Raw genomic sequence first — 23,588 nt, 5'->3', positions numbered from 1 at the left:
ACTGTTCAAGTTTAATCGAAGGCAAACTTTTGCGGCCATATTTTTAAACAAACAAAGACCCCGATAACCAAAGTGTTGCAATAAGACCAAGGAACGGGGCATTTGTGTTTATTAAGAAGTTAGTGAACATCAGGACGTAGTTATATCGGCTGTTTGCTTTTTTCCTTCAGCCAATTTAGCATTTTTTCAGCATTGTTATTGTTTTGACGCTTATTTTCTTTTTTAAGGTACCGAGAGAGAGTAGTGTGGGCAATCCCAATTTCTTCAGCTGCCTGGCGAATACTCATATTTAATTGATTAATCATTTGATCCATGGCTTCGGACGATAATTTAATTTCTTGTATTTCATCAAAATCAAACGCTTGTTGTGCAATTTTGAAAGTTTTCGTCTGGTCATGAATTTTATAGTTTCCTTTCATTAATGTTTTTTCAATCATATTTGCTGTTTCTATTGTTGAAGCCGTTTCTTGTATTACAGACTTTGAACTGCTAACAAACCTTGCTTCTTCCGTTCTTAACAAAGTGTTTTCTGGACTTATTTGATGCCTTTTTTTTAAGATGGTTTCATCTATTATCGCTGGAGATGGCAGTTCCAAATGCTTTTTGTACCCTTCGAGCAAGTTGTCTGTTGGATAAATAATAATACTATAGTTGAGCCAGTTCTTATACCAGCCTTTTTTGCCTACTACAGATTCATCAAAGCGTTCTTTATACAACCAATTCTTTATGACTCCATCCGTTTTAAAGTCATCCAATACATTTTCCAACTTATCTTTTTTGTCACTCCAGTTATATCGTAGAGGTATATCCATCTCTTTTAATAAGGTTGATATTTTAAAAGGTTGAGTCAATTTTGATTTGAGTCGGATTCGCATTTTCCATTGTCGATCAATGTATCGCAGCAGCCGTTTATGCTCTTTTTGTGTTTGATGGCTATACTGAAAAACCTTGATATGTAACAAACCAATCATTTGACTAGAGGCATTGATTAAAGGAGTGAGTATGGCTGTTGGTTTAATTTGTAACGCATAGATCCCTTGTGCTTCACCTGAATTCTTATCATAGGCCACACGCAAGGCTCCAATATCAAACATTCGCTTAAAATCTTGGAAATCATACTGTTTATCCTCTTGAGTAATAACCTTCCCATCACTTAATGACACCCACATGCTTGATAAAGCGACCACTCTTTTCATAATATTAAAACGATCTCGTTCTCGAATGATTAACTCTTTTGTATTTTCCTCAGAGTCCTGTGTTTGCCTTAGTTGTAAAGCATCGTTACTATGAAATTCAATATATCCTTCGGTGTTTTTAGGAGATACTAGCCATAGATAGGTGATCAAATCAAATACATCAGCTGTCCATTCATCCAATGCATTATAAGCTGAATCTACCAACCTTATCCAAATATTTTCTTGATCCTCTTTCAATGTAATGTGTGTTGTTTGAGTGGGACGGAGTTCGGCCATTCCTCTAAAATTGCCTTTATTATCAATTAGATCAGCAGCCAATTGCCCCGCACCCCTTTCTTTAAATTCTTTCTTTTTCGCGACAATATTCCTTATCATATGATAGTCATTATCCATACTGGTAAATAAATAATTCTGTTCGATGGTTTGGTCAATCGTTATTTCGTTTAAACTCAGATTGACCTCTTCAGGAAATTCATTATATAAATAACTTGATATGGTAGTAATAATGGTTTCCCAATATCTTAAAACGGCTTCTTTAATCATGTATTTTGTAATATGCTTTTTAAAATATAACCCTTCTGTTAGGAAAAAATATAATGCCTTAAAACTCGGACTCATTCCGTTAGGAGGATATTGATTCCTGACCTCATCCTCAGTCATTTGATAGGCTTCTTTGCACCATTTTTCTGTTATAATTACTCGTTCTTCAAAAAGATGTTTTGTTTCTTCAAATATAGCAATTTTTAATAATTGATACGGTAAAATTAATTGATCTTCAATTTCTGAATAATTGACTGTAATCAATTATGGACCTCCTTTACCTTTTAATTATGTGTTGTTTAATGGCTAGAAGGAGTTATAGTAGTATGTTTTTGAATCAGATCTTTTACGGCTTCGTCTAACAAGCGAGACATAGGGATACGAGTAACATTAGAAAGTTCTTTTAATTTTTCTAGTAAATTTGAATCTAGTGTATTGCCGATTCTTGTTCTGGTTTTTAAATCGCTCATTCATATCACTCCTTTGAAAAAAGTACGTCCATAAACTTATATAAGGTTATGGTACTCTATTTAAAATAAAAATGCACCACAAATTTGCACCACTTTGTCCAACCTGTGCCGCAAAATCCTTTAAAATGCACCATTATAAGCTTTTGACGTCCAAATCGTGTGGAATAAAAGTAATTTTTAATTACTTGAAATGACCATTAAATATAATTTCGTCCAACCCGTGTGCCAGATTAGCACTTATATATCAATAGTTTGAAAAAATATGTAAAATAAATATCATGAAAATGCACCATGAATTTTCACTACTTCGTCCAACCCGTGCCTTAAAAATGCACCATGCAGTAGGACCTCATTGTCCAACCTGTGTAGTAAATATTTATAATTATCAGGCGAAATCCTTGGTAAATAAAACCTTTATGAGTACTTATTTCAAATAGGCAAGTACGGCAAAATTGGTGCATTTTTATGTTTTTTGGTGCGTTTTCTCGTCCAAACCGTGTAGTAAAAAAAATCAATCTTTTTTTCAACCCCTTGAGGCTCTAAGCCCCAAGGGGCCTTTTATTTTTGGTGCATTTCTCTTAGAGAGCAGCCTTTTTCAAAAACCGAGTTCGATATACTTTATTCAACAAATATTTGCATGTAAGAAATGGAAATCGGTGCAATTTATGGCGGAAATAGATTAAGAGAGTCTGCAATAGAAGAAGGTGTACAAATGGGAATAACAATGACAGGAAATGAAATGATAAGTGTAATTTCAACAGTTGAAGTCATGCAATTCATGACACATAATAGCCTGCATTTATACAAGAAAAAAGGCTCCAGTGGACCATTTAGTAGAGTTGTAGCTTACTCGAAAACCGTGCATGAGGATCCACATCGTAAAGGTATAGTCTTCGTATCGCCGTCAAAAGCCGCTCTTATGGATGGAAAAGGTTACATCGTGACTTCGTATGAAACACTGCACGAGAAGTATCAGAGGTTGTCTCATTGGACGCCAAATACCTATCGTGGTGGTACATACTATGAATTCAAAAACCGAATAATTAAAGGACACGAGCGTGAGAATTTAAAACAAATCAATGTCATTAGTATCGATATTGATACAAAAGAAGTAGACCTATACGCTCTTTATTTAGGATGTGAAGAACTAGGGTTGCCTCGGCCAAATCTCCTACTGGAGACCCCAAGAGGGTTCCAGGGCTTCTTTGTGCTGGATACGCCTTTTTATATACATAAAAATCAAGATTACAAGGCTTTGAGAGTAGCGGAACGCTTGTCAGATAATGTTCGAAAAGCATTAAGTAAATATGTTCCAGTTGATACATCATGTGTGCCCTTCGGCTTTTATCGTATTCCTAGAGAAGACAATACGCTTGATTTTTACGATCACCCCGCAAGCACTAGCAGGCTTATAGAATGGTCCAGGCAGTATGAGGAACAAGAGAAAAGAGCCTTTTTGCGGGTTGTTTACAACAAAGACGATTCAGCTTTTGATCAAACGTCTTCTGACTGGTATCGTGCACTGATCTGTGCTACCGATATTCAAAAAGGCCATCATGGAGCCAGCCGTAACAATGCTCTTTTAACTATGGCCATTGCTAACTATGCTAGTGGAAAGTCTATTGAAGAAGCCTATGACGAGTTAGATCAATTCAATAGCAATTTGGAGCATCCTCTATCAAAACATGAATTTGAACGAACTTTGAGAAGTGCTTATTCTGGTAAGTATAAAGGGGCAAAACGTAGTTATGTAGAGGGTTTGCTTGATTTATGGACGGATGGACAAGTTCAATTTTCCGGAAGGGAAGGTTGGTATAAATTTAAAAAACCCCGTGAAGAACGGATACGCTCCCATTACGAAGAGAGAGAAGAAGATATTATTGCCTATTTAGAAGCCCATACAAGCCCGGAAACGGCGTTTTTAGAGGGTTCTTTAAATACGCTTGCAGAATCATTCGGTATGGCTGTATCCACCCTTAAAGAAGTCCTGAAGCGTTCAAAAAAAATAATAAAGCGTAGTATTGGCCAAGGGCGTGCAGCTGTCACAAAAGTAGCCTGTCGATCTATGCTTTTAAAAAGGCTGCTGCGGTTACGAAAAAACCAAATTGAGCAAGCTCAATTATCATGTGTTGAATTAATGCCGGAATTGAATACAACTATTCGCACATTACCTATGCCAACGTTAGAAACAGAGCTAGTGCTTCACGAAGTTGATTTATTGTATCGATCAGGAATTTCTCCGCCATCTAGGGCAGGCTAAAATTAATGAGCCAGTCTGCCAATACATATCTATACTATCCTTTGCTCGCGTTCTTGCTTCCCTATCTTTATGCTTATTCAGGCCAAGAATTCCTCTGCATGACTAGGTATCTCTTTCAGTTCGATATCTAGTTTTCGATTAGCTGGAGTAGTTTGCTAGATTAAATAAGACTAATATTATATTTCTTAAGTGGGGGTCACACAAAGTTTATACAATATTTTATGCAGATAATTGCTGTCTGTATAGTTGGCAGTTGTTGTAAAGAAAGTCTAATGAGTTTCTGGGATTGATGGGGGAATTTGAAAAGGATATAATGAAAGGTCAGGGTCTTATTTAGTTGTAAATAAATGTTAATTATAATTTTATTGGAGATGGGGTTAATAGGCTATTATACATATGTGAATAGTCAGAATTCTAGTGATTTGGAATCAAATTCCATTACTTTTATTGTCAAACAAGTGTACGTGTAGTACACTGAATTCAAATTAATAGAACACAAACTATATAGATTTATATACGTAAATCTAATGTTAATGAATGTCTTTATTATTTGCGATTTGAAATCGTTGCTCACCCCAATGATGTAAGGAAATATTACCTCCTGTTTATCCCGTAACCAGCAGAAGACCTCGCCTATACTACGTAAACATAGCCGAGGTCTTCTACTACTAGTCTAAAGGCGGAGGTAATATAAAGTGAGATGGGGGTGTGTTGGATAGATTTTAGATGATGGAGTGAGTGGTAAAGAGGTAGTTCAAGAGATAAGTTCAAGTAAATGTAGTTCAAGTGAGTAAGTTCAAAGTCAAAAAATAGGTTCAAGATCAAGGTCAAGTGCTAGGTCAAAAAGAGGAATGATAAGGACTTAATGGTGAAAGAGGAAAAATTGAATATTATGATTCTAGGTAAGTATTCTTAAGGTTTGTCAGGGGAGAATTGTATATTTTTCTATAATTCCCGATGCATAATTATTCATCTCCAGTGATTCTTATTCCGAGAATTGGTGGATTAAAGCTTATGTGGGTGAGCGTGAAAATGCTTAAACTTAGTTGTACTGTTGTTTGCGGTATTAATTGTAATTATTGTTTATGCAATTAGTTGTTGTTTTGGTAAACTTCTAAAAGGGAGAGTGATTCCTATATTTGGTGGTAAAGGATGATAATTTTATGATGCTAAAGTACACTTCGTTAAAAGAAAAAGATTTAGAATACCTTTCGTTTATTTTGAGAAATGGGATGGTGACGGCCAAACAGATTATGTTGAAATTCTGTGAGCCGAATATTCACCGAGTATACCGAAGGCTTCGGAAATTGGAACAATACAAGTACGTGAAGCATGAACGTATTGCGCATAAGGTTGGAGTATATCTCGGCACAATTGATGCCCGGAAGATTACGAATGTGAATGTAACCGTTCCGAATAAAGCAACTATTTACACCATGCAGCATGATCTTCTTATCACCGATCTTATTTTGTTTTATGAGTTTCAAGCGAATAAGCAGGGAGTTGAATTTAAATATCGGACGGAAAGAGAAATTCGTCACTCAATGATTGGGGAGGGAGATAATCAAAGTAAATTAAAGGCCTACAATGCAATGAGGGACCGAATACCTGATGCTGTGTTCTTTTTCAAGTCGGCTGATGAAAAGGTTACGACAACTTGGGTAGAGCTGGAACTGAATAAGAAAGAACGAAAACGATATGATGAAAAGTTTACATTTTTTGAGGAATTGCTTTCAAGTGAACGATTAAAAGACCAGCCTTATTCTTATGATCAAGTTATTTATTTTGCTGATGATGTCAAAATACACAATGTTATCAATGAAGCGAAGCAACGATTAATTAACGCTAGTAAAATTTCAGTACGTAAAATTCCTTCGGTTATTGTGGAAGAACGTTGGGAAGAGGTGATGCCAAGTGGATCCAATGGCGAAGAGCCAGGAGCAAACACAACAGACTGAAACAGATCATATCATTGGTGAACTTGTCCTGTATGGCTTGATTGGGATTATCGGGATCATCTTCTTTTTACCTGCCTTATTGGGAATGTTGATCTTTGCGATCATTCATATTTTTAAACGAGATTGGATTTCTTATGTTGCTCTTGGAGTAGGAATTTTCCTTCTTCTTTGGCAATTTCAATCAGGTAACATACTTACTTATTTTGGATTTGTTTCAGAAATGAATATTCCTTATCTATCAACGGGTGCTGAACGTTTTTTTAATGAAGGAAATGTCATTGGCGTCAAAACTTCTTCATATGTGATGTTAGTAGGATTAGCTTTGTTATTTTCATTCGGGTACTTTATCTTTGCGAAGTTTTTTTGGAAAAAGAGAGTGACAACCAAATCCGGCGAAGTAAAGAAGAAAAAGACAGAACAGAAATATAAAGCATTTCGTAAAAACAGAGTGAAATTTTTGAACAAGAAGCAGCAAACATATCGAGAAAAGTCTTCTGAAGAAGTATTTGTAGGGTACACCGATTTTAAAGAACGTGTTTCTCTTGGATCCAAAGAATTAAACTATCACATGCTTGCTACAGGCGGAACAGGTACAGGTAAAACGACATTAATTGCCTCTTTAATGGAAGCCGCATTGCAACAAAATAAGCCTGTTATTTTTGTTGACGGCAAGGGCGAACGAAAATCCATGCTTGAATTTAAAGCCTTGTGTGAAGCGTATGGCAGAAAGGTCTATCTGTTTTCTGAAATGGATGATTTAACGTATAACCCTATTAAAAACGGAACCCCTACTGAAACCCGAGATAAGCTTATGTCCTTGTTTAGTTTTTCGAGTGAGGGGGACGGGGCGTATTATACGGATATTGCTTCCCGTTATCTACAGCTTGTCGTTAAACTTATCGATGAAGCGGGTGTTCCAAGAGATTTTAAGACCATTGCGCGATTAACGAACTTTAAGTACATGAATGAATTTTTTAAAGAACACAGTATAGAGGTAGAAATTGAGGAAGAGATCGAGGTTGAAGTAGAAGAGAAGATTGTGATCGGAAAGCCAGAACAAATGTCTCTGGATGATGATTTAAGCGATTTTATTGCTCCTTCTGAGCCAAAGATCGAGACGGTTAAAACAATAGTTTTAGAGAAGCGTAAACGATCCGTAACGAAACTTCAAGAGGGAATGAAACGTATCAAGAAAATATTGGATGATGAATTTCCTGAATCGATTGTAGAAGGGTGTCTTACCCGTCTGAAAATGCAATTAGGTGAGTTGTTAGAATCTGATTTAGGTCATTTATTTGTAGAAAGTGAAAAGGGAATTGACCTTCAAGCGATTACAGATCAAAACGACGTTGTCATTTTTAGTATATCTGGAAGCCGATATGCTGATTACATAAAAAAGATCGGAAAGATGATCATTCTTGACGTTAATAGTTTAGTAGCTTACAGACAGGTGCAAGGAAGAAAGGCCATTTTTGGAGTATATGACGAATTTTCTGCTTATGGAGATCGGCGAATTGTAGACATTGTTAATAAATCACGTTCAGCCGGCTTCGAATGTATTATTTCTACACAAACGTTATCCGATATTGATGCGGTTGACCCGATTATGACCGAACAGATTATCTCAAACTGTAACATTATTGCCACTGGCCGTGTCAATTCATCTAAGGATGCTGAGCGAATAGCACAAGTTTTCGGTACGTTCTCCGATCGGGAAATTACGCAGCAGGTTGAGAAAAAATATCCTCACCTACGTTATGAAGCTAATATGGGGACCGTGCGAGATGTAGAACGATTTAAAGCCAATCCAAGCGAAATTAAAAATCTCCAAATCGGTGAAATTTTTATTAATCGAAAAATGATTGAGGAAGAGGGAAGTGATACCTATTTTCGCCGTGTATATGTCCGAAATGCCTTAGAAATAGGAGGGATTAAATGAGTTTTTTCGGCAAATTGATGGGTGGGCTAAAAAAAAATGCAGAACAAGGTAGAAAGAAAGTCCTAAAAGATGAAAGACGTCTGAGATCCTCTCGTTTTAATGGAAGAAGGGTCTTCTCCATCCTATTTTGGTTGGTGCTAGTGGGAGTCATTTTTTTCGCTTTCCAATCATGGGCTAGGACAGGGTTTTTAAATGAAAAAGTAAATGGATATCAGGCTAAAGCAGCAGCGCAAATCGCCAGTTTATATAAGGTGGGTTTTGCCAATTCGCCTGCTGGTAAAACTTATGCCAATCAGTTTATAGATACTTATATCAATGTATCGAATGATGAAAAAGAGCGAGAGGAACGAGCAAAAACACTTCAACGTTTCCTTGCTGAAGGCTTAAAAGTAGGAGAGTTAGAGAATCTTACAGCGTTTCAAGGAAAACGTGTTTTGAAGAGTGCTAGCTTATATGATGTGGAGAATGTAAACGAAGATGCAGCCAGTTATGTGTACGCAATCGAATATGAACTTTTCAAGGTCATTGAAAAAAAAGAACAAGTAGATGTTAAGAAGATAAACAATGAAGGCAAAGAAGATGTAGGAAAAGAGGACAAGGTTACGAAAAGTGACGAATCGCTAGGAGTTAAAGAGCAAATGATTGTTGTTCGACTTGGAACCGACGGGAACTCTTTCAATGTGATTGAACAGCCCTATTATCAAGCTCTACCGAGCGAGACGCGAATGGTAGCTGTCCAAGATCAAACTGATCAATCAAAAAAGAATGTGAAAATTGAGGATCAAATGAAACAGTTTGCTACACAGTTCTTCACTTCGTATACGACCAATTCTATTGAGGAGATGTCATACTTAATGGAAAATCCCGAGTCTCTTAAAGAACTTTATGAGTACAAGGGATTGGAAGACTTTGTCGTCTATGATGGAAAGAAAGAAGGTCAATACATTGTGAAGGCTCTTGTGCTCTTACAGGAGGCCAATACGGGGCTACAAACGAAACATCCGTTTACTCTTGTTGTGAACAAAGAGAACAATAAATTTTATGTTCAAGAATTAAAACATACTTTAGGAGGATGATTTAAATGCCAGATATTACAGGACTTACCCAATATGCTTCATCACAAGTCGCTGCGGTTTTGTTCATTATCATGATTATCATGATTGTTCGAGCGTTTATTTCGCAACGTTGGGGCATGTTTTTCTCTAGCTTTATCTTTGCGGTTGTCTGTTATGTGATTGTTTCTAGTCCAGGAGAGTTTGAAAGTATAGCAACTGCTATCTGGAACAAAGTAAAAAGTGGTGGTCTTAATTGAGATCAGAAGCTTATAGTTACCGGAAGTTCTTCAAATACCCCTTGAAAATTTGGAAAATTGGGAAAGGTGAAAAATCTATCGTCTTTTCCAAAGGGATTGAAATTCGGCAAATCGTTGTTGCTATTCTGATATTTGGGCTTTTGTTTTTGTTTAGAGGAAGTATTAATCAAGTTTTACCCACGGCCTTGCAACTAGCTTTTTACGCCGTGTTGCCGTGGATGATCGCCGGAACGATTTGTAGAAGTAGACTAGATGGGAAACGCTTAGACCGTTTCTTTATTGGTTACTTCCGATATTTGTTTACTAAACGATTCAGTTATTGCAGCTATAAACCTATTTACCAGCCTCAAATGAAAAAAGCACAGTCTTATGAGCGATTCCAATAAGGTGGTGGATCCATGTTACAATTTCCGATTCAATCATATAAAGAAAATGTTATCTATACGCATGAAATGGAAGCTTGGTCTTACTATCGTTTATACGAAAACACCGTAGGCGTAAATGAGCAGGAAGCCGAAAATCATCTTGTGGACCGTCTTCAAAGGCTTGCATGGCAGTTAGCGGCCTTTGAGGAAATTGATTATAAAATCATTCCCATCCCTGTTGATATTGATAAACGGATGAATAGTCTTCAACAACAGTATGAAGGCAACTATGCGGAGATAGGGAAATATTATGCGGAACGAACAAAAGAGATTTTGCGTGAAGAAGTCAAAAATGTTGTAGAATACAAATTCTTTGTCGGTGTGAAGCTGAAACGTCGAGAACTTGATGAAAGTATCATTGGTGCCTTTTCTTCTTCTTTTAAAAGTATGAATCGATACATACAAAAGCTTGCGGGTTTTGGAGGAAATGAGGTTGATGATTTAACCGTCAGCCTGTTTGAAGAATCGGAAGAAGATGCTTATACAACCCTTACTAACTATTTAGGGGCTTACCGAGTAAAAGAGAAAGAATTACGCTATATTATCCGTCATCAGTTCGCCAGAGGTCAGAAACAACCTGACGGAGAGGGAAGTATTTATAGCCTGACGGAAGGCATGCTTGACCCAGGGAAAGCGGGATATTTACATATTAATCAGTTAGATGATGAATCTTGGTGTGCGTTTCTCCCAGTTTCAGAATTTCCGATTGATTTAAGCTATAAAGAATGGGCGTATTTCTTCCAGTCCTATAACTTTCCAGTAGAAGTCAATATGCGGACGATTTACAAGAAGAAGAAGGAGGATGAAAACCAAACCAATACGATTAAAAAGCGTTTTCGCGACCAAGACGCTCAATTGATCGAAGCGAATGAAGATGACGATAGCTTGATTAATACAGGGCGAGAACTTTTACATGGGTTAGAAAATCAAATTAAAAATCAAGGAAAACCACTTCTTAGAACTCACATCCATTTTGTTGTATACGGTCAGACGAAAGAGGAAGTCCGAAAAAGAGCCAGAAGGCTCATCATCGATTTTAAAGACCAACAAATTGAACTTGTGCAGCCATTAGCCGATCAACTCCTTTTATTCCATCAATCGTTACCAGCAGCCAAAATAGTAGCGGAGGATTGGGAACAAGTTCTTACTCCTGAATCGTTTGCGGAATCCCTTTTTTCTCTTACACGTAAAATTGGTAATACGGTAGGTTTTTATTTAGGGAAAAACCTATCTCATGTAGGAGAAAGCATTGAAAGCTCTCAATCTCTTGTTTTTTACCATCCCTTTCTCGCTCATTTGGGCTTGAAAGGTTCCAAGTATTCTTCTCCCCATGTCACGATCTCGGGACCAACGGGGATGGGGAAATCTTATCTTTTAAAAGATATCTTACTAAATTCCGTCTTCTTTGGAGCCAAAATCCTTATGACGGACCCAAAAAACGAAGTCGAAAAAAAATTCAAACAGGCGCTTACGCCTGAAATGGAGCGTACAGCTCCATTTTTCAAAGAGTTAATTGAAAGCTTTAACTATATCACTCTATCGAGTGAAAGGAAGGATGCTGGGAAGCTTGACCCTCTTACCTTTCTTGAAGGAGAGGAAGCTCAGGATGCAGCTGTAGGCATTCTTGAATATTTATCGGAGCTTCAGTCCAATGAACGGAATGTTAAAACTTCCATTTATAAAGGTGTCCGACATATTATGCAGCAGGACAAAAAGCCAGGGCTTTTAAAGGTTGTTCGCTATTTACAAGATTCTGATGATCAAGATGTTCAAAATGTAGGTGACTTGCTTTATGAAATCGGCACAAATGGGATTGCCAAATTAATGTTTTCAGATGGTAATGTGGAAGGGATTAGCCTTAATGAACAAGTAAATATCCTGCAGATTCAAAACTTGAATCTGCCAGATGAAGGCGAAAAGGCTGCCACTCGAGATGAACACATTGCCGTTGCCCTCATGCAGCCATTAGCGAAATTTGCCACGAAATTTGCCCGTGATGATTCGGTCGTGAAGTTAACCATTTTCGAAGAAGCGTGGATGTTGATGAATACGGGCGCTGGTGATCGACTCATTAATGAATTGTTGCGTACTGGCCGTTCCTTACGCTCAGCCGTTTATATCATTACACAGTCCACTTATGAATATAACAAGCCACAAATTAAAGAAAATATAGGAACGAAATTTGCTTTTAAAGCAAAGACGACAGAAGAAGCAGCCAATATCATTGAGTTTCTAGGCATGGAGGATAACAAAGAGAATCGGGATATGCTGAAAAACCTGACAGAAGGTCAGTGTATTGTAGAAGATATGTACGGTCGTACTGCCAAAATTCAAACGGATGTGTTGTTTAACGAATGGATTAGTGCCTTCAATACAAAAGAAAAGGACCGAGGCAGAGCAGAAACCGAGGAGGCATTTATTTGATGAAAAAATTATTAATCTTATTTATTGCTTTGATGGCACTATTAGCGGGGTGCAATCAGGGAACTTCTCCTGAAGAAATTGCAAAAATCGCATATAAGTGGGAAAAAGCCAAGTTTGATCGAGATTATAAAAAAGAGCAAGAATTTATCTATGAGAAGGGTTCGTATGAGGTTCATAAGACTACTAAGAAAATAGATTCAGGTCTGAAATATGAAAATATTCGTTTTGAATTATACTACGATAAAGAATTAAAGCAATATTATGTTTTTGCGGATTTTGACAATCCGAATGGTGATAATGCAGTAGAGGACAATATTGTTTTCCGTAAAAAAGCTGATATGTGGAAAGTTGATACAAGTAAAAGTTTGGATATTAACCGTGATGAAATTAAACAGAAATTTGAACGGGAAGCTTGTATCAACTGTAAATAGGAGGGATTGGATGAAATTCCTGAAACGGGGAATAGGGATATGTTTTGCGTTACTTTTTCTCCTAATGCCAACAGCTTCACTTGCGGATGATATCTCACCGACTGTTCAGAAAAAAGAAGAAACCGTTGGCCGTGTGACATTGGAAAGCAAGGAATATCCTCTCGATCATTACAGGATGGAAGCGAATATTGGGGACAGTCTTAAAGATACTGGTGATAATGCCTTACATGCCATTAATCAAGGAATGTGGGGGTTTAATAAAACAGTCGCTAGCTTTACCCTTTATTCAATTGATCAGCTTATGTCTTTCGATTTAATTAGTATCATTGCAAGCGAAGCAGGAATTATGAGTCAACGAATCTATGAAATTATGTCAGGGACTTTCTTATCTTTGTTTGTCATTTTTGTAGGAGGAGCCGCAGCATGGCGTTATTTTGTCAATCAACAAGCGGGGCATGCGGTAAAAGCAATCGTTGGTGCTTTGGCTATCATGGTTCTCACCTTTTGGTTTTATTCTGATGCAACAGGAAATATCAAATGGCTGAATGACAGAGGGGCGGAACTTGAAGGGATTGCCAGCTCGGTAAACGTTCTTGTTAGTTCTGATGGATTTGACAGCAACGCAGCCTATAATCCCAAAGAAGGAATGGCGGTATTAGAAAATCAATTGTTTAATCTTATGGTCAAGCGTCCGTATTTACTTTTAAATTATGGCTCAACGAAAGAAGCGGACATTGTAAGTGAGGATACAAACCGAGTAGATAAACTTTTGGAAATTAAGCCTTATACAAAGGAAGGAAAAGAGGAAAGAAAAGTTATTGTAAGTGATGAAGTAGCCAACTTTAACAACAAGCAAATGACACCGGATTTTAGCGGTGAACGATTTGGGTATTTAATCGTTACGATCATTTCCACCATTGCCCTTTCTATTCCTGTTTTGTTGTTAGGAATCTTTAAGTTTTTGCTTCAAGTATGGTTCTTAGCATTAGTGATCTTCACGGGAATTCCACTCGTTCTTTCGTTAATCCCTTCTTATAGTGAAAGTGCATTAAATCACGGAAAAAAGATAGTAGGCGTGTTACTGATGAAAGCAGGATTGGTGCTTTTAATCGCTGTCATTACGGGAATTGTTAGCTTGCTTTATGAATCGGTCAAAGTCACGAATGGAGTAGAAGGCTATGCATTTGTCGTCTTCTTGATATGTATTACTATGTGGGGCTTATTTAAATACCGCTCTGAACTATTCGAAGTTGCTTCAGCGGGGATGATACAAGGTCAGCAAATCGTCGAGAGAGCGACAACAAACTCCTTTAGTAAAATGGGTGACGCTGGCGAAAAGGGTTTCAAAGGGGCAAAAAGAATGGTAGGGCAAGCTTATAAAAATCGTCAAGAAGGGTTTCAATCAGGAGAAGAAGGAGCAGGACGGAAAACGGCTATAACTGCTACACCTGGTACAGTAACGAGTGGAATCCGATCAAAACACCGAAATGCAGGGGGAGAAAATACCCCTCAAAAACAAGGCTCTAGCAACAATCCAGGGCAACAAGCTACTGGTAAAGGTGGGAAAACTGCAGCTGCTACATTGGCAGCAGGAGCAGCCCCACGTTCAGCTTCACGAAATGCTGGTGCTGCTATTGTGCATTTAGATGATTACAAAAGTGGAAAAGGTGAAGACGCTAATAAGAGTAGTAATTCTAGTCGGGCGGCCCGAGAAGCTAGAAAAAACGAAGAGGTTAAACCTTCCTCTCACCGTAGTCCGTCAGGAAGAATGGATAGTAAAAATGAAGTAGCAGCTTCAAGAGAATCGGGCAAACATCTCACTCAATGGGAAGCTCAACAACAAATTAAATCGCGAAATGCCAATCCATCTACTGAAAATGTCAAGAAATCAGAAAGTAGAAACCCAACAAGAACTAAACAACGAAAATGATGTTGGAGAAAAGCATTATGACGCAATTACATTTCATTTTATAAACAATGACCTGTTTCATTGTGTCAGAACTGCTTTTAGAAAGGAGAGCATATGCAAGGTGTTTTGGAGAAGGGGGCAAAAGTTGCTAAAACCATAGCCGTTCTTAAAAACCCTCTGACTTGGATTATTGCTGGTATCCTTCTTCTTCTCACATTTATTTTCGGAATCGCTTTATTTATTTCTATTAGCTTAGGCGGAGAGAATCAATTTGATTCGGGCATTTCAGGAGAAGGAACAGGAGGGACAGCGCAAGTAGCGGCTGACGTCTTGCGGTATGAACCTCTTATAAGGAAATATGCAGAGGAATATGGAATTGGTGAATATGTGGGGCTTATCATGGCTCTTATTCAACAAGAATCAGGAGGACGGCATTTAGATGTGATGCAATCGTCGGAATCAATTGGACTTCCTCCTGGAACCATTACTGACCCTGAATATTCGATTCAAATCGGAGTGGAACATTTTGCAAAGGTAATGAAGCAAGCCAAAGGCGACATAAACCTAGCTTTGCAATCGTACAACTTCGGAAATGGCTTTATTGATTACGCATTACAGCGTGGGGGATATTCCAAAAAAACAGCTAGTGAATTTAGTCAGTTGATGGCTGCTAAAATGGGTTGGTCCGGATACGGTGACGTGAATTATGTGGAACATGTGCTTCGCTATTACAATGGTGAAAATGACAGCGTTGTCGTTGTAGGTGACGGTACTCAACGTTTTGATGTGGAGGAAGTCCTTGCTATTATGAATCAGTTTCTTGGGCGACCTTATGTGTGGGGTGGTAGAACCCCAGCAGCAGGAGGATTTGATTGTTCAGGGTTAATAGAATACACCTTCGCACAAGTTGGAATTGAGCTGTCCGGGACAGCTCAATCACAATACGATAAAACGATACCCGTTCCTGAAGATCAAATTAAGCCTGGCGATTTAGTTTTCTTCTCTACCTACAAACCAGGAGCTTCCCATGTTGGAATGTATGTGGGAGATGGGAAATTCATTAATTCTAATGACAGTAATGGAACGTCCTATTCTTCTGTTGAACAATGGAAAAGCTTGTATCCCTTCTTAGGTTTTAGACGGATTCAGTAATGGAGGTGAGACGTCATAGAACCAAATAAAAAGAAAAATTATATTTTACTAATGCTTGGATTTATTGCTGCTGCCGTTTTTATTGTGTATGCCTTCAGTTTACGAACACAATTACAAGAAGTCAGAGCGAACCAAAGCAACTACGAAGAGAAGATCGCTTCCTTATCATCTATCCAAAACACGGACGCATTAGAGGTAAACAGAAAATTTCTAACAAACTTTTTCACCTACCAAACGACCGCTGAACGATATAAGAATATTAAGCCTTTCATGACCGATCAGGGATATAAGGCAACCCACCCTTCGGGCATGGAACTTCCGAATTCGGACCAATCAGTTCAATCTTCAATGGTAGGATTAAAGCCTTTTGAATATCAATCTTCAAAGACAGAAGCTGAATTTTTTAATGAATTTAAGCTAAGCACAGAATTTAATAATGTTACCAACACGGAAACAGTCATTGTCAAAACGTCCTTGATCTATGTGAAAGAGCAAGGTTGGAAAATAGATGATGTTGAGTTTGTTGGGCAATTTACAGGTCGAGAATAAAATTAATCGGATATTAAAAGGTTAAAAGAGTTAAATAGCTGGATATTAATACAAATTGACGAATATAGAAATTAATTAGTATTTTAATAGAGATATATTTTATTATTTATTGAGAAGGAGAATGTTTAAATGAAATCTACAGGTATTGTTCGTAAGGTTGATGAATTAGGTCGTGTGGTAATCCCTATCGAATTAAGACGTACACTTGATATTGAAGAAAAAGATTCTCACGAAATTTACGTTGATGGGGATCAGATCATCTTGAAAAAATATAAACCCAATATGACCTGTGTAGTAACAGGTGACGTTTCTGATAAAAATTTAATTCTTGCTGAGGGTAAATTAATCCTTTCTCGTGAAGGTGCAGAAAAATTAATACAAGAAATCCAACAATCATTTGAATTAGCGATATAAAAAGAACTCCAGCCCTGTGAAAGGTGTTGGATTTTTTTATTTGAAATAACGCGATTTTAAGGCGTTTAGAGAATTGAAAAAATTATTGTCTAATTTAGGCCCCTTTGTAGACGCCATAAAGTCAGTCATATCATTGGATTGAGAGAATAAAAACGCCTGAAAAACACCTAGCGTTTACACAGATGAAACGCGTTTATCAACGCGTGAATACGGGGTTCAGCCGAGATGTCACAAATATTTAAAGCTTTATCCGATGACACTAGGATTAAAATTGCCTACGCCTTAAGCGTAGAAGATGAATTATGTGTATGTGATGTAGCAAATATAGTTGGAAGTACAACAGCTACTCCATCGCATCATTTACGACTTATCAAAGGACTATGTAAAGGCGTGGGTTTTACGGAGAAGATAGAATACAAAACTTTTTAGACTTATCTTTTGTAAGGAGGAAAGGGTGATTTTCAAGGTAAAACTTCTTTCAATTAAGATTACAAAATAGTGGTAAATCCTTTACCTTTTTACCACTATTTACTCTATATCCAATATTTAATAATCTAGGTATAATTATCTGGACTATCCGGATTAGTACATAAATTGAGAGAGGATGAAGTATATTACATGCCTTTATTTAGGTCATTCTATCGTTATGTGGCAATTGTTTTATCATTTTGCCTGATTTTTAGCTTAATAGGGCCAAATTTTGCAAAAGCAGCACCAGGAGAAGCAAAAAGAGCACCAAAGAAGCAAACTTTAATTGCAGATATTGGTGAATTGCCAAGCAAACTTCCAAAGGAGAAACTGGAACTAACCAGTAAACGTACTTCATTTTCAACCAGATATTTAAATCCCGATGGAAGCTTCACAGAAGAAATCTTCATGAATCAACAGTTTTACCAGGATTCATCCGATAAAAAGTGGAAAAAAGTTGACAATAAATTAAAAAACAGTCCTTCCAAACTTGATAAGTTTGAAAATACTGCGAATGATGTAAAAACCTTGTTCGCCCAACAATCTGGAAATGACGAGCTCGTAACGGTTGAAAAAAACGGAAAAAGTATCGGCCTTGTACCAGTAGCTGCTAATAAGGTACCGGGAACTATTAAAGAAAATGAAGTGACATTTAAAGGGATGTTACAGGATACCGATATTCGTTACCGTGTAAACGGCGGAACAGTCAAAGAGGATATTGTTCTGAATCAATACCAAAATAATAACACTTTTAGTTTTGAACTAAAACAAAAAGATGTTACAGCTAATAAAGAAAAGAATGGAACAATTGTTTTCAAAGATTCAAAGGGAAATCCAGTATGGTTTTTCGAAAACCCTTTTATGACCGATGCAGATGGAAAATATTCTGAAAAGGTTACCCTTCAGCTACGTCAAGAGAATGGAAAAACATTTGTAGATGTGGTAGCTGACCCAGAATTTTTGAAGGATCCCAAGACAAAGTTTCCAGTAACGATTGATCCTACGATTGATGATTGGAACATTCTAAGGGACAACTTTGTCGCAAGTAATTCTCCTGATTCCATTTATTCAAGCAATACCTATTTGGACACAGGCTATAATAGTACATTTGGAACGACAAGGGCTCTTGCTAGATTCTATCTGCCTAGCCTTCCTAGCAATAGTTCAATTACGAGTGCGACGTTTAATGCGTATCAAACAAATAATGATGGGCAGCAGGTTTCGGTTGATTTATACCGAATCAACAGTGATTGGCCTGCATCTGTAACATGGAATTCACAGCCAGCAACATCAAGTACAAAAGAATCCACTGTGACAAGCAATACGTATAATGCTTATTGGAGCTGGGACATTACAACTCTTGCGAAGGACTGGTATAACGGTTACCAAGCAAATTATGGTTTCATGCTGAAACAACAGAACGAAGCCACATCACCGTATCGTTCTTTTAACAGTGTGAATAGTGGAACAAACACTCCTCGCCTGACAATTAACTATCGAGTAGAGCCCATCGGTGCAGAATCATTTTGGTTAACAACCAATGACGGAGTTAACCCAGCAAATGGAAATCTTTTTTATCAGGAAACAGATATCGATATTCCAGGGAATGGTCCTGAAGTAAGTCTCACTCGCACTTTTAATAACCGAAAATCGCAAACAAAAGGAATATTCGGTTACGGATGGTTTACCAATTGGGAAAGGTATTTATCAGATAAAGGAAGCGGCCCGATCACTTATGTAGATGAAGATAGTACACGCCAAATTTTTGGAGAAAAAGTCGGTGGCGGATATGAATCGCCCGTGGGTATCTATCTTGATTTAGCTAAAAACAGTGATGGCACTTATACGATTACTGATAACGACGGTACTAAAACCAATTTTAATTCCAATCGGAATATCAGTTCAATTGTAGACACGAATGGAAATAAAACTACTTTTATATATGATACATCTGGAAGGTTAACAAAAGTCCAAGATGCATCCTTAAGGGAAACCGCCATCGCTTATGGTACAAATGGATATGTATCCAGTGTGACGGATCCTGCAGGGAGGGTAACTAATTACGAATATGATAACTCTGGTAATCTAATAAAAGTTACAGATGCAAAAGGGAAAACAACTACTTTTACGTATGATACAGATCATAATTTGACTGGGATTATTGATCCAAGCAATATTAAAACTACAATTGTATATGACACATTAGACCGTGTGACCAGTGTTAGTAGACCAATCACAACCAATGGCGTTACCAATACAAGTCAAACAACGTATTCCTATGATACAACGAATCTTGTAACATCAGTAACAGATGGAGAAGGAAAAAAGGTTGACTATACAACAAATCCGAATGGAAATGTTGTAAAAATCACGGAAAACCCGCAGGATGTGTCGAGTAAAGCTGTCACACAATATTGTTATAACGATAATAATGATTTGACGACAGTGATTGATGCGAATCTAAGTAAAGACTCGAGTAATACGTGTAATAATTTTAAAATTAATCCTTCTTTAACAAAAGGTTATGTTTACACATATGACACAAATGGAAATTTAACAGGGGAACAGCTCCCAGATAACCAGAAGGCAACGTATGAATATGATAGCCAGAACAACATAACAAAAGAAACTGATTTCAATCAAAATACTAGTACCAACGATTACGATGGAAATAACAATCAAATGGAAACGACTGATCCAAACATTCAAACGACTGCTGGTCGGTATGACTCAAAAGGGAACCTCCTTTACGATACCCATCCTATGTCAGCGGCCGACAACCTGTTATCAAACTCGAGCTTTGAACTGGATAAGAATAGCGATAACTGGCCAGATGGATGGACTAAGTATATGCAGGACCAAAAAACTGCCACTTTTGGTTGGTCCACTACGAAGAGGTTTGGCATTAAGGCAGTTAGCATTTCCAATCCAACCGGTTGGGCGATTGTCAGCTCCAAGCAGATTAAATATACGGCTGGCGATCAATACATTGCTAGTGCCTATATAAAAACTGAAAACACGGCCGGCACCGCTTTAATAAAAATTGAATACCTGGATACGCAAGGAACTCCAATTGAACCTACATCCTACTCATTTGGTTTGAAGGGTACTCATGACTGGACTAGGGTCCAAGCTGTTGTTTCCGATGTGCCAAGTGGAACGGATTCTATTCGAGTATCTGTTGGTCTTAATGCTGGATCTGGTACTGCTCATTTTGACGGCGTCCAGTTGGAAAAAGGAACCACTCTTTCAGCTTATAACTTGGTTGATAACTCAAGTTATGAAAGAATGGATGCCAATCCACCAAGTATGCCTGAAAACTGGGAAACTAGCGGCAATCTTTCTGCCAATGACAAAATCATTCAAAACGTTAATCAAAGTGATGACAACGTTTATATTGGCGAATCTTCTTTCCAAATGACAGGGGAAACTGGAAAGGATAAATTTATCAAACAGCACATTAATATTTCTGGGGATGCCAATACGAAATTGACGTTTTCAGGATGGTCCAAACAAGTGGGAGCAAATCCTAACGGTGGCGATTATGCCCTGCAGGTAGGCATCCATTATACCGATGGAACCGCATTCGATTGGACTAATGCCAACGATTTTAGTAAAACAGCATCTGATTGGCAGCATGTCGCAGCAGAAGTCAATCCTAAAGCGACGTTTGATTATATTGATGTGTACTATTATTATAAAAACCAGACTGGAACTGCATGGTTTGATGCGATGCGTCTTGAACTTGGAGCGTCCATTACCTCCAACACTTATGATGCAGGGGGAAATTATGTAACAAGTATCAAAGATCCGCTTGGAAATGCCATTACGTTCGGTTATGATGCTGTTGGTAATCGTACTAGCGTTAAAGATGCAAAAGCACAAACGACTTCGTTTGCATATGATGGTCGTAATTTACTGACGAAAGTTACTGATACAAAAACGGGAATTACTTCTTATGGTTATGATGCAAATGGAAACCGTACAAGCGTTACCGATGCGAAAGGCAATGTAACTAATTATGGTTATAATGAGTTTAATCATTTATCTAAAATTACAAACCCGTTAAACCAGATTACCCAATTTAATTACGATAAAAATGGGAACCAAACAAAGATCGTATACCCAAAAGGGGATTCGATTACTAGCACGTATGATGATTTAAATCGTTTAAGCGCTACCTATGTCAATAGCGTAAAAAAATGGGATTTTGTTTATGATGCGAATAAAAATTTAACTTCAGTTACAGATGCATTAGGCAAACAAACTACCTTTACCTATGACAGTAATAATCGATTGACCAAAGAATCTCGTGATTCTTTTCCGATCGATTACATTTATGATTCTAATAGTAATCCTAATTCTGTAAAATTCCCATCAGGGACAACAACTGTTTCTTTAGATTATGCTTATAACAAGTTAAATCAACTAATTTCGTTAGCAAGAAACGGTTCGAATCGAGCAAAGTTTGTCTATGACGAACGCGGGAATGTAACTTCCGTTAAACGAGCAAACAATTCCTATGCTTCCCTTCAATATGATAGTAGCAATCGCATAAACGAATTGAAAAATTACAAAAATACTGGGGACATATTAGACTCTTATAAATATAGCTATGACCCCAATGGAAACCAAACAAGCGTTGTAACAGATAAAGGGACAATGTCCTATGAATACGATGCTCTAAACCAATTAACGAAAGAATCGTTAACGGATGGAACTACAATTTCATATGAATACGACGCAGTTGGCAACCGTACAAAGAAAATTGAGACAAAAGATACTTCTTCTACAACAACGACTTATTCATATAGTGCCGCAAATGAGTTAACCGGTGTTAACAGCCTAGCGTATACGTATGACCAGAATGGTAACCTTACGAACGACGGCGATAAAACATTTGTTTACAATGAAAATAACCAGCTGATCGAAGTAAAAGACCAGAATGGAAGCTCTTTGGCTAAGTTTACTTACGACTACAAAGGTAACCGTACAAGTATGACAACATCAACTGGTACAACAAATTTCTATTATGCCGGTGATAAAGTTATCGCTGAGACAGATGCAAGTACCAATGTAATTGTAGAATATTCCTGGGATGATCAAGGTAATCCAGTAACAATGGTTAAGGGTGGAAAAACATATTATTATCATTTGAACGGGCATGGAGATGTAACAGCTCTAACAGATGAGAACGGAAATATAGTAGCCCAATATCAATATGATGCGTGGGGAAAGATAACTTCTTCAACAGGAACAATGAAAGATATTAACCCTTATCGCTACGCAGGTTATCGTTTTGACCAGCAAACAGGTTTATATTATTTAATGGCCCGTTACTATAATTCGAGCCTAGGACGGTTTATAACAGAGGATACGTACAAAGGGAAGTTAGATGACCCACTTAGTATGAATCTATATGCATATACCGATAATAACCCATTAATATATACTGATTCTAGTGGACATTGCTTTTGGGATGCCTGTGTAATAGAAGGTTCTGTCGTATATGCTACAGTTGCCGGATTAGCTGCAGTTGGAGCTGGAATTGGAGTAGGACAATTAATTAGCAGATCTAATAATGACCCAGCAACAGGTATAATTTATATGAGAAGAGTTGTCGCTGGTCCAAGAGGAACTGTAGGGTTAAAGTATGTTGGAAAATCTAAAAGTCCAACTTCTTATTCAATCCGTATGGCGGCACATAAGTCTAACGGCAAAAAGGTAGGTTTAACATATGGATTTGCTAGGTTGAAGCAAAATATAAGATTGAGCCAATTAAGTTGGTGGGAACAACATTATATTAATATGCATGGTGGTGCCAAGAGCATGAATGGTACATTACAAAATAAAATTAACGCTATTTCACCAAAGAAATGGAGTGACCTTGGTGGGGAAACCTATGTAAGATGGTAAATAATATTTTGGTAGAAATTGGTTCCCTGCTTTTTAAGGACAAGTAATTTTTCAAAATTAAATAATTATAAGTTCTTGACTAACTAATCAATTTTTATCCTATATTTAAATCACACACCTTTTCAAGAACTGAGCGACAAGAATTTCAATTGTCGCCGGTTCTTTTTTATATTCATGAATGGTATCGAGATTTAAATGAATCTTGATTCAATGAATGTATAATTT

General features: G+C 37.5%; 15 protein-coding genes and 1 pseudogene. 14 read left to right on the top strand and 2 right to left on the bottom strand.

The window, feature by feature from the left end; all coding sequences use genetic code 11:
• Positions 1 to 140 precede the first annotated feature (140 nt).
• Both V7121_RS17825 and V7121_RS17820 read right to left on the bottom strand, forming a co-directional pair.
• The gene (locus V7121_RS17825; protein ID WP_098262514.1) at positions 141 to 2,000 is read right to left on the bottom strand and encodes a helix-turn-helix domain-containing protein; all 1,860 of its coding nucleotides are present in this window, start codon (positions 1,998 to 2,000) and stop codon (positions 141 to 143) included.
• Positions 2,001 to 2,035: 35 nt separating this feature from the next.
• The gene (locus V7121_RS17820) at positions 2,036 to 2,206 is read right to left on the bottom strand and encodes a ribbon-helix-helix domain-containing protein (RefSeq protein WP_098262515.1); all 171 of its coding nucleotides are present in this window, start codon (positions 2,204 to 2,206) and stop codon (positions 2,036 to 2,038) included.
• A 646-nt stretch (positions 2,207 to 2,852) separates the two neighbouring features.
• Between V7121_RS17820 and V7121_RS17815 the strand changes: the two genes are divergently transcribed.
• From V7121_RS17815 to V7121_RS17750, 14 genes and pseudogenes are all read left to right on the top strand, one after another.
• Positions 2,853 to 4,466 (top strand): primase C-terminal domain-containing protein, encoded by a 1,614-nt coding sequence (locus tag V7121_RS17815; RefSeq protein WP_098262516.1) that lies wholly within the window; start codon positions 2,853 to 2,855, stop codon positions 4,464 to 4,466.
• A 1,163-nt stretch (positions 4,467 to 5,629) separates the two neighbouring features.
• Complete coding sequence (locus tag V7121_RS17810) at positions 5,630 to 6,424, top strand: hypothetical protein (RefSeq protein ID WP_098262517.1); 795 nt, start codon at positions 5,630 to 5,632, stop codon at positions 6,422 to 6,424.
• Positions 6,390 to 8,363, top strand: coding sequence for a type IV secretion system DNA-binding domain-containing protein (locus V7121_RS17805; RefSeq protein WP_141525534.1), 1,974 nt, complete (start codon positions 6,390 to 6,392; stop codon positions 8,361 to 8,363). The genes V7121_RS17810 and V7121_RS17805 overlap by 35 nt, the downstream gene beginning before the upstream one ends.
• Positions 8,360 to 9,439, top strand: coding sequence for a conjugal transfer protein (locus tag V7121_RS17800; protein WP_098262519.1), 1,080 nt, complete (start codon positions 8,360 to 8,362; stop codon positions 9,437 to 9,439). Before V7121_RS17805 ends, V7121_RS17800 begins: the two co-directional genes overlap by 4 nt.
• Positions 9,440 to 9,444: 5 nt before the next feature.
• Positions 9,445 to 9,675: a hypothetical protein gene (locus V7121_RS17795; RefSeq protein ID WP_098262520.1), complete on the top strand. Its 231-nt coding sequence runs from the start codon at positions 9,445 to 9,447 to the stop codon at positions 9,673 to 9,675.
• Positions 9,672 to 10,061 (top strand): TcpE family conjugal transfer membrane protein, encoded by a 390-nt coding sequence (locus V7121_RS17790; protein WP_098262521.1) that lies wholly within the window; start codon positions 9,672 to 9,674, stop codon positions 10,059 to 10,061. The genes V7121_RS17795 and V7121_RS17790 overlap by 4 nt, the downstream gene beginning before the upstream one ends.
• A gap of 12 nt (positions 10,062 to 10,073) precedes the next feature.
• Positions 10,074 to 12,524, top strand: a complete 2,451-nt coding sequence (locus V7121_RS17785; RefSeq protein WP_098262522.1) for an ATP-binding protein — start codon at positions 10,074 to 10,076, stop codon at positions 12,522 to 12,524.
• Positions 12,524 to 12,955 carry a hypothetical protein gene (locus V7121_RS17780; RefSeq protein ID WP_098262523.1) on the top strand — a complete coding sequence of 144 codons (432 nt, stop codon included), beginning with the start codon at positions 12,524 to 12,526 and terminating at the stop codon, positions 12,953 to 12,955. The genes V7121_RS17785 and V7121_RS17780 overlap by 1 nt, the downstream gene beginning before the upstream one ends.
• A gap of 10 nt (positions 12,956 to 12,965) precedes the next feature.
• Entirely contained in the window at positions 12,966 to 14,885 is a 1,920-nt protein-coding gene (locus V7121_RS17775) for a CD3337/EF1877 family mobilome membrane protein (RefSeq protein ID WP_098262524.1), read from the top strand.
• A gap of 93 nt (positions 14,886 to 14,978) precedes the next feature.
• Positions 14,979 to 16,016 carry a bifunctional lytic transglycosylase/C40 family peptidase gene (locus tag V7121_RS17770; RefSeq protein WP_098262525.1) on the top strand — a complete coding sequence of 346 codons (1,038 nt, stop codon included), beginning with the start codon at positions 14,979 to 14,981 and terminating at the stop codon, positions 16,014 to 16,016.
• Positions 16,017 to 16,067: 51 nt separating this feature from the next.
• Positions 16,068 to 16,565 (top strand): hypothetical protein, encoded by a 498-nt coding sequence (locus V7121_RS17765; RefSeq protein WP_098262526.1) that lies wholly within the window; start codon positions 16,068 to 16,070, stop codon positions 16,563 to 16,565.
• Between the two features lie 129 nt (positions 16,566 to 16,694).
• Positions 16,695 to 16,979 carry an AbrB/MazE/SpoVT family DNA-binding domain-containing protein gene (locus V7121_RS17760; protein ID WP_098262527.1) on the top strand — a complete coding sequence of 95 codons (285 nt, stop codon included), beginning with the start codon at positions 16,695 to 16,697 and terminating at the stop codon, positions 16,977 to 16,979.
• Between the two features lie 234 nt (positions 16,980 to 17,213).
• Positions 17,214 to 17,360 (top strand): annotated as a pseudogene (locus V7121_RS17755) (ArsR family transcriptional regulator); the annotation flags it as partial.
• Between the two features lie 237 nt (positions 17,361 to 17,597).
• Entirely contained in the window at positions 17,598 to 23,363 is a 5,766-nt protein-coding gene (locus V7121_RS17750; RefSeq protein WP_098262529.1) for a DNRLRE domain-containing protein, read from the top strand.
• Positions 23,364 to 23,588: the final 225 nt, after the last annotated feature.

The organism is Neobacillus drentensis (genome assembly GCF_036962125.1).
GTDB lineage: Bacteria > Bacillota > Bacilli > Bacillales > Cytobacillaceae > Neobacillus > Neobacillus drentensis_B.
Note: the sequence above shows the minus strand (reverse complement) of the source record. Positions and strands in the feature narration are given on the sequence as shown.

Coding starts and splice junctions, on each gene's coding strand:
- V7121_RS17820 (WP_098262515.1), bottom strand. CDS start 2,206: ATGAGCGATTTAAAAACCAGAACAAGAATCGGCAATACACTAGATTCA.
- V7121_RS17815 (WP_098262516.1), top strand. CDS start 2,853: ATGGAAATCGGTGCAATTTATGGCGGAAATAGATTAAGAGAGTCTGCA.
- V7121_RS17810 (WP_098262517.1), top strand. CDS start 5,630: ATGATGCTAAAGTACACTTCGTTAAAAGAAAAAGATTTAGAATACCTT.
- V7121_RS17805 (WP_141525534.1), top strand. CDS start 6,390: ATGGCGAAGAGCCAGGAGCAAACACAACAGACTGAAACAGATCATATC.
- V7121_RS17800 (WP_098262519.1), top strand. CDS start 8,360: ATGAGTTTTTTCGGCAAATTGATGGGTGGGCTAAAAAAAAATGCAGAA.
- V7121_RS17795 (WP_098262520.1), top strand. CDS start 9,445: ATGCCAGATATTACAGGACTTACCCAATATGCTTCATCACAAGTCGCT.
- V7121_RS17785 (WP_098262522.1), top strand. CDS start 10,074: ATGTTACAATTTCCGATTCAATCATATAAAGAAAATGTTATCTATACG.
- V7121_RS17780 (WP_098262523.1), top strand. CDS start 12,524: ATGAAAAAATTATTAATCTTATTTATTGCTTTGATGGCACTATTAGCG.
- V7121_RS17775 (WP_098262524.1), top strand. CDS start 12,966: ATGAAATTCCTGAAACGGGGAATAGGGATATGTTTTGCGTTACTTTTT.
- V7121_RS17770 (WP_098262525.1), top strand. CDS start 14,979: ATGCAAGGTGTTTTGGAGAAGGGGGCAAAAGTTGCTAAAACCATAGCC.
- V7121_RS17765 (WP_098262526.1), top strand. CDS start 16,068: ATGCTTGGATTTATTGCTGCTGCCGTTTTTATTGTGTATGCCTTCAGT.
- V7121_RS17760 (WP_098262527.1), top strand. CDS start 16,695: ATGAAATCTACAGGTATTGTTCGTAAGGTTGATGAATTAGGTCGTGTG.
- V7121_RS17750 (WP_098262529.1), top strand. CDS start 17,598: ATGCCTTTATTTAGGTCATTCTATCGTTATGTGGCAATTGTTTTATCA.